Source organism: Lysinibacillus fusiformis, from assembly GCF_003049525.1.
Lineage (GTDB): Bacteria > Bacillota > Bacilli > Bacillales_A > Planococcaceae > Lysinibacillus > Lysinibacillus fusiformis.
This window is the reverse complement of the sequence record NZ_PYWL01000001.1, coordinates 384798-397758: the sequence shown is the minus strand read 5'-3', so window position 1 is coordinate 397758 and position 12961 is coordinate 384798. Positions and strand designations below refer to the sequence as shown.

At 37.0% G+C, this 12961-nt stretch carries 13 protein-coding genes; 9 read left to right on the top strand and 4 right to left on the bottom strand.

Annotation, left to right across the window (positions count from 1 at the left end; translation table 11 throughout):
• Window positions 1-47: 47 nt before the first annotated feature.
• A complete protein-coding gene (locus C9J29_RS01990) occupies window positions 48-971 on the bottom strand; it encodes a COX15/CtaA family protein (protein ID WP_107921528.1) in 924 nt (307 codons plus the stop codon).
• 336 nt (window positions 972-1307) lie between these two features.
• On the opposite strand from C9J29_RS01990, the gene cyoE reads away from it, so the two are divergent.
• The 7 genes from cyoE to C9J29_RS01955 all read left to right on the top strand — a co-directional run bounded on the left by cyoE (window position 1308) and on the right by C9J29_RS01955 (window position 7917).
• The gene (gene cyoE, locus C9J29_RS01985; RefSeq protein ID WP_008173957.1) at window positions 1308-2225 is read left to right on the top strand and encodes a heme o synthase; all 918 of its coding nucleotides are present in this window, start codon (window positions 1308-1310) and stop codon (window positions 2223-2225) included.
• A gap of 100 nt (window positions 2226-2325) precedes the next feature.
• Window positions 2326-3414, top strand: coding sequence for a cytochrome c oxidase subunit II (gene coxB / locus C9J29_RS01980; protein ID WP_008173955.1), 1089 nt, complete (start codon window positions 2326-2328; stop codon window positions 3412-3414).
• Window positions 3415-3455: 41 nt separating this feature from the next.
• A complete protein-coding gene (gene ctaD, locus C9J29_RS01975) occupies window positions 3456-5339 on the top strand; it encodes a cytochrome c oxidase subunit I (RefSeq protein ID WP_008173953.1) in 1884 nt (627 codons plus the stop codon).
• The gene (locus C9J29_RS01970; protein WP_008173951.1) at window positions 5339-5965 is read left to right on the top strand and encodes a cytochrome c oxidase subunit 3; all 627 of its coding nucleotides are present in this window, start codon (window positions 5339-5341) and stop codon (window positions 5963-5965) included. The genes ctaD and C9J29_RS01970 overlap by 1 nt, the downstream gene beginning before the upstream one ends.
• Complete coding sequence (locus C9J29_RS01965; RefSeq protein WP_008173949.1) at window positions 5965-6309, top strand: cytochrome C oxidase subunit IV family protein; 345 nt, start codon at window positions 5965-5967, stop codon at window positions 6307-6309. Before C9J29_RS01970 ends, C9J29_RS01965 begins: the two co-directional genes overlap by 1 nt.
• A 182-nt stretch (window positions 6310-6491) precedes the next feature.
• Window positions 6492-7415, top strand: coding sequence for a cytochrome c oxidase assembly factor CtaG (gene ctaG, locus C9J29_RS01960; RefSeq protein WP_008173948.1), 924 nt, complete (start codon window positions 6492-6494; stop codon window positions 7413-7415).
• Window positions 7416-7455: 40 nt separating this feature from the next.
• Window positions 7456-7917 carry a DUF420 domain-containing protein gene (locus C9J29_RS01955; RefSeq protein WP_008173945.1) on the top strand — a complete coding sequence of 154 codons (462 nt, stop codon included), beginning with the start codon at window positions 7456-7458 and terminating at the stop codon, window positions 7915-7917.
• Between the two features lie 15 nt (window positions 7918-7932).
• On the opposite strand, the gene ytvI is transcribed toward C9J29_RS01955, so the two are convergent.
• Window positions 7933-8991: a sporulation integral membrane protein YtvI gene (ytvI, locus tag C9J29_RS01950; protein WP_225316250.1), complete on the bottom strand. Its 1059-nt coding sequence runs from the start codon at window positions 8989-8991 to the stop codon at window positions 7933-7935.
• A 151-nt stretch (window positions 8992-9142) separates the two neighbouring features.
• On the bottom strand, window positions 9143-9544 hold the full coding sequence (locus C9J29_RS01945; RefSeq protein WP_042737480.1) for a YugN family protein: 402 nt from the start codon (window positions 9542-9544) through the stop codon (window positions 9143-9145).
• Window positions 9545-9690: 146 nt separating this feature from the next.
• Between C9J29_RS01945 and C9J29_RS01940 the strand changes: the two genes are divergently transcribed.
• Both C9J29_RS01940 and C9J29_RS01935 read left to right on the top strand, forming a co-directional pair.
• Window positions 9691-10830: a CAP domain-containing protein gene (locus C9J29_RS01940; protein ID WP_089985265.1), complete on the top strand. Its 1140-nt coding sequence runs from the start codon at window positions 9691-9693 to the stop codon at window positions 10828-10830.
• Between the two features lie 149 nt (window positions 10831-10979).
• Window positions 10980-12449 (top strand): UDP-N-acetylmuramoyl-L-alanyl-D-glutamate--2,6-diaminopimelate ligase, encoded by a 1470-nt coding sequence (locus C9J29_RS01935; RefSeq protein WP_089985266.1) that lies wholly within the window; start codon window positions 10980-10982, stop codon window positions 12447-12449.
• Here the strand turns inward: C9J29_RS01935 and C9J29_RS01930 are convergent.
• Window positions 12433-12927 (bottom strand): PaaI family thioesterase, encoded by a 495-nt coding sequence (locus C9J29_RS01930; protein ID WP_008173935.1) that lies wholly within the window; start codon window positions 12925-12927, stop codon window positions 12433-12435. The genes C9J29_RS01935 and C9J29_RS01930 overlap by 17 nt on opposite strands.
• Between the last annotated feature and the right edge of the window lie 34 nt (window positions 12928-12961).

The following is a 12961-nucleotide window of genomic DNA, read 5'->3' as shown; positions in this document are numbered from 1 at the left end:
CATAAAAAAGATTCGTTACAATATGGTAACGAATCTTTTTTATTTAACTATTTCACTTTTTCATTGTAGTTACTACGAGCAACGAGCATGATCATGTAACATAATAGACCGAACAATAGAGAAATTAATAATGAATGCATTAAAGCGACTGTTAAGTTCAGCTTCGTTAGGACTACTAACATACCAGCGATCACTTGTAAACATACTATAGTAAAAGCAATAATCCAACCATAGTAAACCACACGTTGGTTTTTATATTCTTTCACAGCGTGCCAAGTTATGTATGCAATCCAAATGAAAATAATAAGAACAGCTAAACGATGTCCCATTTGCACCCATTCGTACATGTTATTTGGGGATGCTAACGGTGTTTCGTTATAGCAAAATGGCCAGTCTGGACAAATTAAGCTCGAATCTGTATGTCGAACTAACGCGCCAGTATAAACGACCAAATAAGAATAAATTGTGACAGCAATTGTATGCCAACGTAACTTTTTACCAATAAATACTTTATCGGCATCAAATTTCCGATCAACTTCAAATACAATCATAGAGAGAAGCAGAACCGCGGCAAAGGAAATAAGAGAAATACCAAAATGAAGTGCTAAGATGAAGTCACCTTGCCCCCATAGTACTTGAGCAGCTCCAATAAGAGCCTGCGCAATTAAGAAAAACATTGCTAAGAAACCTAAAAGCTTTACTTCACGAACATGTCCGAGCTTACGCCATGTCCAAACTGTTAACACAAGAATTGAAATAGATACGACTCCAGTAACAAGACGATGTGAGAATTCAATAAGGACTTCCGGTGTAATCTCCTTTGGAATAAGAGATCCATTACAATCAGGCCAGTTTCGACCACAGCCTAAGCCACTATCTGTTTTAGTAACGAGAGCTCCACCGAGTAATATAAGGAGCATCTCTAGCGTAGCGGCAACAGCAAACCACTTCAAATATCTGTTGTGTTGCATAAAATGAGTCACCTACTTTATCTATCAACATTACAAGAAAGTAATGTTTCTGCTACTAGATAATATCGAAAATACGTTTAAAAAACAACTTGTAAAGGGAAGGGAGTACTAGATGTCGATTCCATTTCACAAATTGTTCATAATTTCGTGCTTTAACCTTCACAATTCATTTTAGAAAATGTTTTACTATAGATATGTTGATTTTAATTATATTTCTAGACAAAACTAATTTTTACAACTTCATCTAAATTTCACTTAATGTCTAGAAATCAATCGCAAATTTCGCTATAGTTATTGTTAGCGGAATATGCTTACAAAAATGAAAGGAGAGGTAGTATGTCAAACGGTCGTACACTGGCGGCTACTAGAAATACTGGTCCAGAAACAACATCAGTTGTAAAAGATTTCTTAGCACTAATAAAAATTGGCATTGTAAACTCGAATCTTGTCACAACGTTTACAGGGATGTGGCTGGCTTTTCAATTTACTAGTAGACACTTCTTGCAAGAGCTGGATGTCATCTTATTCACCATGCTGGGTGCGGCATTAATCATTGGTGGCTCAGGTGCAATGAATAACTTTATTGATCAGGATATAGATCCGATCATGAAAAGAACGAAGGCAAGACCGACAGTGACTGGCAGATTCAAGCCGAATTTTGTATTGACCATTGCCCTCTCATTTTTAATTGTAGGTGAAATTTTGTTATTTGCGGCATCGTTTGCAGCCGGCATGTGGGGACTAGCAGGAATATTTGCTTATGTCGTTCTGTATTCAATGTGGTCAAAGAGAAAGCATGTTAGTAACACGGTTGTAGGAAGCATTTCAGGGGCTATTCCTCCTATTATTGGATTTGCAGCAGTCGAGCCTGCTTTAGGTCCAGGAGCACTTGCCTTATTCCTAATTATGTTTGCATGGCAACCACCACATTTCTACGCGCTTGCTATGAAACGTACAGAGGAATACCGTGCAGCTAAAATACCAATGCTACCTGTTGTAAAGGGATTTAAACGTACAAAGTACTCAATGTTATTCTGGATTCTTTTATTATTACCGTTACCTTTCCTTTTACCGGAGCTTGGAATTGGCTTTTTAACTCTTGCTACTACATTGAACCTGGGTTGGTTAATACTAGCTCTGAAAGGCTTTACAGCAAAAGATGATATGAAATGGGCAAATAGAATGTTTATTTATTCATTGAATCATATGACCATACTATTTGTATCCATCATAATATTTGCGGTGTTTAGCTAAATTTAGGAATTCTTTCTTTTTCTAAAGAATTCATATAGACAGAACTAATGTCCTATGTACACATGAAAATACAACAAAGAAAGAGGGGTTTAATTAAGCTATGATGAAAGGGCTTAAAAAATGGCGTCTTTTTTCACTTCTAGCAGTGATGATGGTTTTCCTTTCAGGTTGTGGTGAAGATTATCTTTCTACACTAAAACCATCTGGAGAAGTAGGTAAACAACAATTAAATTTATTACTGTTAACTACTGTAATTATGACGCTAGTAGTGGTAATAGTATCCGTTATTTATTTAATTGCATTCCTGAAATACCGTCGTTCACGCGTTGGTGAAAACGTTATCCCTAAGCAAGTAGAGGGTAGTCATACGTTAGAAGTGATTTGGACAGTTATACCAATTATTTTATTATTAATTATTGCTGTACCAGTTGTTACAACTACTTATAAATTTGCAGATGTTGCTGCAATGGATGATGTAGATGAAGAGGGGAATAAAACTGCCCTAACAATCAATGTAACAGCTAAATTGTACTGGTGGGAGTTCGAATATCCTAACCAAGGTATTATAACGGCTCAAGAGCTAGTAGTACCAACAGGTGAAAAGGTTTACTTTAATTTAAAAGCTGCCGATGTTAAGCACTCATTCTGGATTCCTGCTGTAGGCGGTAAAATGGATACAAACGTAGAAAACTTAAACAAATTCTACTTAGTATTTGATAAAGAATCGAAAGATCTAAAAGATGGCGTATTTTATGGTAAATGTGCTGAGTTATGTGGACCTTCACATGCTTTAATGGACTTTAAAGTAAAAGCTTTAAGCCCAGATGCATTTGACGCTTGGGTTGATGCGATGAAAGCAACAGAAGGACAAACTGCGGACAAAGCTTCAACAGATCTTGGCGAAGCAACTTTTGCTAACAGCTGCTTGGGCTGTCATGCTATCTCTGGTTCAGGAGCAGGCGGTACACCAGGTCCAAACTTAACTACGTTTGGTGACCGTAACCGTGTTGCTGGTTTCCTAGAACACAATGAAGAAAACTTACAAGCTTGGATTAAAAACCCTGAGGAATTTAAACCAGGTAACTTAATGATGAATGCTGAAGGTACTGCACCTATATACGGCGATTTATCTGACGAAGAAATTGAAGCTCTTGCAACTTATATCATGGGCTTATCAGTTGAAAAATAATTTCCGTTCTATGTAACAAATTTTTGAGGGAGGTAAAAGTTGTGAGCTCATACACACAGAAAAAGGGCTTTGGAGCAACTGTCTGGGATTACATTACTACTGTTGACCATAAAAAGTTAGCAGTCATGTATTTATTAGCCGGTACATTGTTCTTCGCTATCGCTGGTTTTGAAGCGTTATTAATGCGTATTCAGTTAATGAAACCAAATAACGATTTCGTGTCAGCTGGTTTTTTCAATGAATTATTAACAATGCACGGAACAACAATGTTATTCCTAGCTGCTACTCCATTACTATTCGCATTTATGAACATGCTTGTACCATTACAAATTGGTGCACGTGACGTTGCATTCCCGTTCCTTAACTCATTAGGGTTCTGGTTATTCTTCCTAGGTGCAGTATTCCTTCACCTGTCATTCTTTATGGGTGGCGCTCCTGATGCGGGCTGGACTTCTTATGCATCATTATCTTTATATTCTCCAGGACATGGTATTGACTTCTATGTTCTTGGTTTACAAATTTCAGGGGCAGGTACTTTAATTTCGGGTCTTAACTTCATCGTTACGATTATCACGATGCGTGCTCCTGGTATGACATTCATGCGTATGCCATTATTCACATGGACAGCTCTTGTATCAAGTGCATTAATTTTATTCGCATTCCCTCCATTAACAATTGGTTTATTAATGATGTTATTTGACCGTATGTTCGGTGGTAACTTCTTTGACCATACAATGGGTGGTAACACAGTTATTTGGGAACACTTATTCTGGATCTTCGGACACCCAGAAGTTTATATCTTAGTATTACCTGCGTTCGGATTATTCTCTGAGATTATCCCTGCGTTCTCTCGTAAACGTTTATTCGGATACTCTTCAATGGTATTCGCAACAATTTTAATCGGTTTCTTAGGGTTCATGGTTTGGGCCCACCACATGTTTACAGTTGGTCTTGGGCCAACAGCAAACGCTATCTTCGCTGTAGCAACAATGGCAATTGCCGTTCCAACAGGTATGAAGGTATTTAACTGGATCCTAACAATTTGGGGCGGATCAATTAAAGTTACAACGCCAATGCTTTATGCACTTGGTTTCATCCCGTCATTCGTTGCGGGTGGTGTTACAGGGGTTATGCAAGCATCTGCACCTCTTGACTACCAATTACATGATTCTTACTTTATCGTAGCTCACTTCCACTATGTAATCGTTGGTGGTATCGTTACTGCATTATTTGGTTCAGCACATTTCTACTGGCCAATTTTCTTCAACCGTATGTTAAACGAAACGCTTGGTAAAATTACTTTCTGGGTATTCTTTATCGGATTCCATTTAACGTTCTTCGTTCAACACTTCCTTGGTTTAATGGGTATGCCACGTCGTGTATTCACTTACATGGAAGGTCAAGGTTGGGATCAATTCAACTATATCTCTACAATCGGTGCATTAATGATGGGTGTAGGGGTTATCTTAATGGTAATCAACTGCTTAATGTCTATCAAAGGCAAACCAGCAGGTCGCGATCCATGGGGCGATGGACGTACATTAGAATGGTCAATTCCACAACCAATTCCATTCTACAACTTCCGTCAAACACCTCTTGTTCGTGGTTTAGATCCATGGTGGATTGAGAAACAAGAAGGCAACAAAGAAGTTACATTTGCTGAGCCACTAGGCGATATTCATATGCCAAATAACTCAGCGATACCATTCGTTATTTCATTAGGTATGTTTATTGCAGCATTCGGTGCGCTTTATAATCCTGATGCTGATAAACCTTGGTCAATCTATATTTTAATTGCTGGTCTTGCAATTACATTTGGTGCAATGATTGTCCGTTCTGTTAAAGATGATCACGGCTTCCATTTACACAAAGAAGAAATTATTGAAATTGAAGAACAACTTTATGGCAAAGGGGGAAATAAATAATGGATTTCAATACTAAATTTACTCCTCATACTTGGCCAGATCATCCTGAACAAGCAACGCTGGAAGGTAAAAACAAAGTCGTTGGTTTCTGGATTTTCCTTGCCTGTGAAGTTGTACTTTTCGCAAGTTTATTCGCTACTTACTTAGCGCTTAAGAACAAAGGGCCAGCTGGCATGGAGTTCACAACTCAAGGGTTATTTGAATTACCATTAGCATTTGCTATGACGATGTTACTTTTAACATCTTCACTAACATCTGTTTATGCAATTTACCATATGCGTAACTTTAACTTTAAAGGGATGCAAACATGGTTAGCCATTACTTTAGCTTTAGGTCTTGGTTTCTTAGCTCTTGAAATTTATGAGTTCCAACACTATGTGCATCTTGGTTTTACATTTAACCAATCTGCATTTGCAACTGCATTCTATTCTTTAGTTGGTACACATGGTTTCCACGTAACTTTAGGACTTGTATGGATCGCAACTTTAATGATTCGTAATGCTAAACGTGGTTTAAACTTGTACAATGCACCTAAATTCTTCGTAGCTGCTTTATATTGGCACTTTATCGACGTTGTTTGGGTATTCATCTTTACAGTAGTTTACTTGATGGGAGTGATCGGATAATGTCTTCACACGATACACCTATAGTTGCTAAATCACAGGCACAATATGAGTATGATCGTCATCATAATGCCGTTCATATGCGTAAACAAGTACTCAACTTTGCAATTATGATTTTCTTTACTTTTATCGCATTCGCAGTAGTTGCAGCTGATTTTTCTAAATACTTAATTATGCCATTCGTTTTATTATTAGCGGGTGTTCAAGTTGTACTTCAACTGTATTCTTTCATGCACTTAGAAGACAAAAAAACACACTACGGTGGAGTTATTGGATTCTTCATGTGGATGGGGATCTTAATTGCATTTACATTCTTCTTAGCATTCTTAACAATTATTTGGTGGTAATCACCAAAAAAAGCACGTTCGTCACTTTGTACGAACGTGCTTTTTGTATTTTAATTTTTAGTGAGGGTTGCAAAAAGAAGCAAACACTGGCAAACTTAACATTTGTTCACCTTTCGTTCATTGCAGTATAGCTGTAAGCGTTTTATAATAGGAGTACTGAAGTTTAAAGGAGTGCGTTCTATATGCCACTTAGTATATTTGGTTTCCAAGCGTTATGGAGCCCATATTTGATAGGGGTTCTTGTTTTTATAACAATCGTCTATTTTTTAGTCACAGTAAAGTGGCGTCAGGATTTTAAAGAAAGCGAACCTTTAAAAAAGGGACAAGCGATTTATTTTGTATTAGCAATGATTACCATTTATATTATTAAAGGGTCTCCAGTTGATTTAATGGCTCATATTATGTTTACGATGCATATGGTTCAGATGGCTATTTTATTATTGCTTGTACCGATTTTCTTAATTAAAGGAATACCTTGGTGGGTTTGGAAGGTTGCGATTGAAGCACCAGTTGTTAGAACTATATTTAAAGTACTAACATTACCAGTAGTTGCAGTGTTTGTGTTTATTGGTCTATTTTCCTTCTATCACTTACCGGATGTATTAGATTATATTAAATTAAATGAAACACTACATGGTACCTATACATTTGTCTTATTTCTATCAGCTGTTTTCATGTACTGGCCTTTAATTCAAAATATGCCAGGTAAAGATCAAATGAAGCCCTTGCATAAATTAGGCTATATTATTGCCAATGCCGTTTTAATAACTCCCGCCTGTGGATTAATCATTTTTGCACCTAATGCTATGTATGAAACGTATACGAATGGTGATGCTTGGTTAAAGGCAATGGAGCTTTGCGTTCCGGCCTCTACGTTGTCGGGACTATCATTATCAGGACCTGAGCTATTTACGGATATGAAACCGGTTGCTGATCAGCAGTTAGGCGGCGTGCTTATGAAAATTATTCAAGAGCTGATTTTTGGTATATTATTAGGTGCGATCTTTACAAAATGGTATCGTGCTGAACAAAAAGATCCAGATAAAATTACTGCTGATGCATTAGCTGCCCATCAAAAAAAATGGGAGAGTCAACAGCAACATTAATTATAAAATAGAAATTTACTTTGTATAAGGGGTTTTGATAATGGAATTACAAATTTTGCCTACTATTAGTACATCGTTTATCGTTATTAGTGCTGTACTAGTAGCAATAGGATGGGGCTTAATTATAAAAAGAAATGTAGAAGGGCATAAAAAAGTAATGCTTGCTGCAGGTGTTGCTGCACTGATCTTCTTTATTATTTATGCTTCCCGTACAGTGTTTATTGGAAATACTGCCTTTGGTGGTGGAGAACATTTAAAACCTTATTATACGTTCTTCTTGATTTTCCATATTATTTTGGCAACTTCTGGGGCCGTATTTGGGATAGTTAGTATAGTTTCGGGTCTTAAAACGAATTTAAAATTACACCGTCGTATTGGACCGATTACAAGTATTATTTGGTTCTTCGTCGCTATAACAGGTGTCCTTGTTTATTTATTATTGTATATTTTATTTGAACCGGGCGAAACAACATCGGTTATTAAAGCCATTTTAGGCATATAACAAAAATCTCCCACCTTATTTTTCAGTAGGTGGGAGATTTTTTGTCGTTGGCTGAATTAATGAGAGAACGACTACAAAAAGTAATGGTCCAATTAAAATACCTGAAAATCCAAAAATTTTAAATCCGATAAACATCGCAATAAAGGTTGAAAGAGAAGAAAGTCCAATTTTATCACCTATTATTTTTGGCTCAATCATACGACGAACTAAAAATTGACCTACTGTTAATACAATTAACACAGCGGCGTAAATATAATCCCCAGCAAAAACTTGATAGATTGCCCATGGGACTAATAAAATAAATGAGTCAAGAAAAGGAATAAAGTCTAAGACGACAAGCAACAATGCTAATAATAGAGGAAATGGCGTTTTGAGAAAATAAAAGGCTGCGATAGCTAAAGCAAAAATACCTAATCCGACAAGCAATTGTGCTTTCAAAAATCCAAATAAGGCTAATTTAACTCGTTCACCAATAAACACAATTTTCTGATGGTAGTGGAAAGGGACGGGCATTAATATTTTTTGATTGATGGTCGGCAATTCCAAAAGCAACATATACAAGACAATCCAATAGACAAAAATATCAAATAATCGTGTAGGGATATACGTTAATAAGGCAGACCAGACATCGATGTTTGTTAAGGAATGTGCAAATTTTTCAGTGGAAGCTAAAGCTCTTGCAATCATGGATTGAATTTGTGAAACTAGTTCTACAGGTAAATGATAGGTGTGGTTACTTAGTTTAGATTGCATTTGAATCCATAGTGCAGAAAGTTGATTCAAATAATCTGGAATATCAATAATAAATGATGAAAATTGTTTCCAGCTTACATAAATAATAAGCGTACATAATAATAAAGAGATACTTAGGAAGAATAAAAAAAAGATGGAAACCACTATTTTACGCTTTTTTCGAAAACGTTTGCTCATCCGAACTATAATAGGTTCTAAAAGTAAGGCAGTTAAGTAGGCAAGTAAGATCGGCAATGATATTGAAATAAACCAGAGGAGAAAAATCCCAATCGCGATAACGATAATGGGATGACGAAAAAAAGGACGATTAAAAAATGACAACAATTTTCTCACCTACATTTTGTTCTAGATATAGGTAGTATGAGAAGAAATCTAATTTTTACTCAAAATAAAAAAGACTGGACTACCAGTCTTTTCGTAACTATGAAGCTATTTAATGCTATACTTGCTATCACTTTTCAATTAATAAAGATTAGCGTGCGTTAACAGGTTCAAAGTTATTTTTATTTGTAGGCTCGATTGAGAATTGATCTAATTCTAATTTAACCTTTTTTAAGATTTCTTCACATTTTTTCACAATATGTGCTGGGAAAACTTCATCTTCTCCATATTCAACACCATGTGGATAATAGTACTTACCAAGTGCTGGTTTCATTAATGTAAGGATGGCATCATGAGCACCAACATCACCAGAAATGGCATATGCGAAAACGCGTAGGTAATAACGACCTTCACGAGTATCGAAACGTTTATCGAATGTCATACGTTCATAATCCCAACCGCCATCACATTCTAAACCATGTTTTTTCATAATGCTGACAATTAGCTCTTGATCAGCGGTTAAATTTTCAAGGTTAGTATTTTCAAAATACATGTATAATCCTCCTTTAGGTTCTCGTACAAAGTATACGCTCATTTTTATAATAGAGCATATTCGACATTGTTGCAATGACAACATTGTGTCAACCCAATTACAATTGATATAATAACTTACAATAATGGTGATGAAAGGAGTCCTATATGAAAGCGTTATTCCGCATATTAATGATTTGTGGTGCAATTGCATTAATCGGCTTTATGTTTTTTAATACCCCTAAGGAAAATGAACCACTAGAAGGCCCAAATACCAATTCTAATATAATCCCTCAAACAGAGCTAAAACAGCCCGATATAGGAGCAATGACACGTCCACAATCGGGTATTTCAACATTAATAGGGAAAGGCACACAAACCGTTTTGGAACAATATGGAGAACCAGAAAGGAAGGAACCCTCCTCGTTTGGGTATGAATGGTGGGTCTATAATAAAGATGTTTCAACTTTTTTTATGATTGGTGTTGAAAATAACGTCATCACGCAAGTTTACATAGCAGGGCAAGATATCAATGCATTTCCTTTTAAAGTTGGGCAAAAACGAGATGAAATTTACCGCATGACGATTATTGATTATGAGGTAGCCGCTAATGTTGGTGATAATATTTACATATTCTCCATGAATGAAGAAGATATGCAAACAAGATTACTGATCAAATTTGATGGACTATACGCGCAGCTTTATATTGACCGGGAAACGAGTGAATTACAGGGGATACGATATACGAATAGTAAAACACTTGTCCTTCATCAGCCATATGAAATGAGTTATCAAGGAGAGCTTGTTAGACGTACCCCGCCTTCTTCATTTTTACAGCAGGAAATTGATAGGGCGAATGCCAAACAGCTCGATGATTTACTAAATGTAACGCGAGAGCATCATGGGTTGCCGCCTGTAGAGATGAATGAATCATTGGAAAATACAGCGAGAATGCATAGCGAAGATATGAAGGTGCAAAATTTTTTATCACATGAATCTCCCAAATATGGAGATCTTAAAAAGAGGTTACAAGCGCAGAGCATTGACTATAGCGATGCGAATGAAAATCTAGCAACTGCCTATTTTGATGCGATTGAGGCAATGCATGGCTGGACAAATTCTACCGAACACCGGAAAGTTCTATTAAATGATAAATATTCACAAGTTGGTTCAGGCGTTTTCGTGGATTATTATACACAAATTTATATAGAACCTGCTTCACTGAAGATGGATAGTGAGGATTCAAATAATGAAGAGTCTGAAAGTGAAGAACCTGTAGAGGAAGAGAAAACCGATCAATCGCCATAACATAATAAATTTACATGAAGACAAGCATTCGCTGAATGGACTTGTCTTCATTTTTTTTGTGCTTCCAGTTGCCCCAAGTGGCTTCTACATTTTTCGTCACACCGTTACAAAGGCCGTCATATGATAGAGAACTGAAAGGGGGAAGAGGCTTGCAATTAGCTGAGTTATTGAAAGACTGGCCATGTAGCGTAACGGGAGGATCGATTCGAACAGAAATTACAGGCGTAGAGGATTATGCACAGGCTGTACAACCTGGCGACATTTTTATTGTACGAAAAGGCAAAAAAACTTCAGGAAGTCGTTTTGTCAAAGAAGCATTGGCCCGTGGAGCAGCAGCAATTGTCTCGGAGGAAAGTATTTCCTTACCAATTATTGATAAAGAAATTCCTTTTGTATGGGTTCCTAATACAGCCTTATTCCTATCGTATGCAAGCGCGAAGTTAGCAGCTTTTCCAGCAGAAGCATTAAGTGTTATTGCCATAACGGGGACAAACGGAAAGACGACAGTGAGTCATTTTGTCAGTCAGCTTTTAAACGCTCTACATAAAAAAGCGGCGGTTATAGGAACAATTGGGTTTTATCTTGATGGCGAAAAGCAACAAACTTCTTACGAGGAACTTACCACATTGCAGGCGAAAGAATTGCATCCGATATTAAAACAATGTGTACGCAAAGGTGTGTCACATGTAGTGTTAGAAGCATCTTCAATGGGGTTACAGCAACATAGACTCGATCATTGTGACATTGATTGCGGCGTGTTTTTAAACTTATCTGAAGATCATTTAGAAGATCATGGAGGATTAGAAGCCTATAAACGGGCAAAGAAAAGATTAGCTGATTTATCTAAAAAACTAGTATTAAATGGCGATGATAACTTTTGTCGCTCTGTTGGAATTTATGATAAGAAAAAATCCTGCTCATTTGGCTTTGATAATCACAATGATTTACATATCCAAATTGTCAGTGAAACAGTTGGCAAAACAGTGCTCTGCTTACAAACATCTGCGAGTGAGCATATTATAGAAATTCCTTTTGTAGGGAAGTACCATGTACAAAATACGGTTGCAGCATTGATGGCAGTATGGCGCTTAGGAACTCCAATGGATGATATAGTTGAACATATGTGGTCCCTAAGGCTTCCTGAAGGCAGGCTCGAGAAGATTGATAACCCAGTAGGAGTTGATGTGTATGTAGATTATGCCCATACGGCTGAAGCCCTCCAAGCCGTGTTACAAACATTCGATCGCTCGAAAACGATTTATCTTGTCTTTAGTTGTGGTGGGAATCGGGATAAAGCGAAACGTTTTGCTATGGGCGCTGTAGCAAGTAAATATGCAGACGTTATCTATTTAACAACGGATAATCCTCGAGATGAAGATCCGATCATTATTAACGAAAGTATTATTGCTGGTTTTACAGAGCAACAATACTATGAAATCTATTTAGACCGTAAAGTTGCAATCCATCAAGCATTAGCGAAGGCGAAAAAAGGGGATATTGTCCTTGTTGCCGGAAAAGGGCATGAACAAACACAGCAAATTAAAAATCAAAAATTCCCTTTTTCCGATCAACAGTGTATTAAGGACTATTTTACAGGTCTACTTACCGACGCTGAATAACAAAAAATGATCCTGTAGCAATGGCTAGCTTGCGCCCTGTCTCATCTTCGATATCACATTCCATTACTAGTGTTTGCCGCCCTTTATGGACAAAACGACCACGCGCAATTAATTCTTTATTTGTTGTTGTGGCAATATACGTGACATTCATATTTGTAGTTACTACATTAAATCCTTCTGGTACAGAACGGGAAGCAAGTCCCCCCATTGCCGCATCGGCTATCGTCGCAATGATGCCCCCGTGTGGCACCTTAATTGTGTTATGAATAACTGGTGTAATTGGAATACGTACCTCACTGACTTCAGGCTCAAACTTGCCAACCATATGTAAGGCGGCGTTAATATAACGACGATGAATACCTTGCTGTTTTTCGCGGAGCCCAGTTAAAAGATGTAAAAGAACTTCTTCATCTTCCTCCGTACTATCTTGTAAAATTGCCCCTAATAATAGATCGATTTTTTCTTTGGGTGTTGTCATCAATTGGAAAAACCTCTTTCATTAATAATCTCAA

Excerpts from the sequence above, each read along its gene's own strand:
- coxB (WP_008173955.1), top strand. The coding sequence starts at position 2,326 with ATGATGAAAGGGCTTAAAAAATGGCGTCTTTTTTCACTTCTAGCAGTG.
- C9J29_RS01955 (WP_008173945.1), top strand. The coding sequence starts at position 7,456 with ATGGAATTACAAATTTTGCCTACTATTAGTACATCGTTTATCGTTATT.
- C9J29_RS01945 (WP_042737480.1), bottom strand. The coding sequence starts at position 9,544 with ATGTATTTTGAAAATACTAACCTTGAAAATTTAACCGCTGATCAAGAG.
- C9J29_RS01965 (WP_008173949.1), top strand. The coding sequence starts at position 5,965 with ATGTCTTCACACGATACACCTATAGTTGCTAAATCACAGGCACAATAT.
- C9J29_RS01930 (WP_008173935.1), bottom strand. The coding sequence starts at position 12,927 with ATGACAACACCCAAAGAAAAAATCGATCTATTATTAGGGGCAATTTTA.
- C9J29_RS01990 (WP_107921528.1), bottom strand. The coding sequence starts at position 971 with ATGCAACACAACAGATATTTGAAGTGGTTTGCTGTTGCCGCTACGCTA.
- C9J29_RS01970 (WP_008173951.1), top strand. The coding sequence starts at position 5,339 with ATGGATTTCAATACTAAATTTACTCCTCATACTTGGCCAGATCATCCT.
- cyoE (WP_008173957.1), top strand. The coding sequence starts at position 1,308 with ATGTCAAACGGTCGTACACTGGCGGCTACTAGAAATACTGGTCCAGAA.
- C9J29_RS01940 (WP_089985265.1), top strand. The coding sequence starts at position 9,691 with ATGAAAGCGTTATTCCGCATATTAATGATTTGTGGTGCAATTGCATTA.
- ctaG (WP_008173948.1), top strand. The coding sequence starts at position 6,492 with ATGCCACTTAGTATATTTGGTTTCCAAGCGTTATGGAGCCCATATTTG.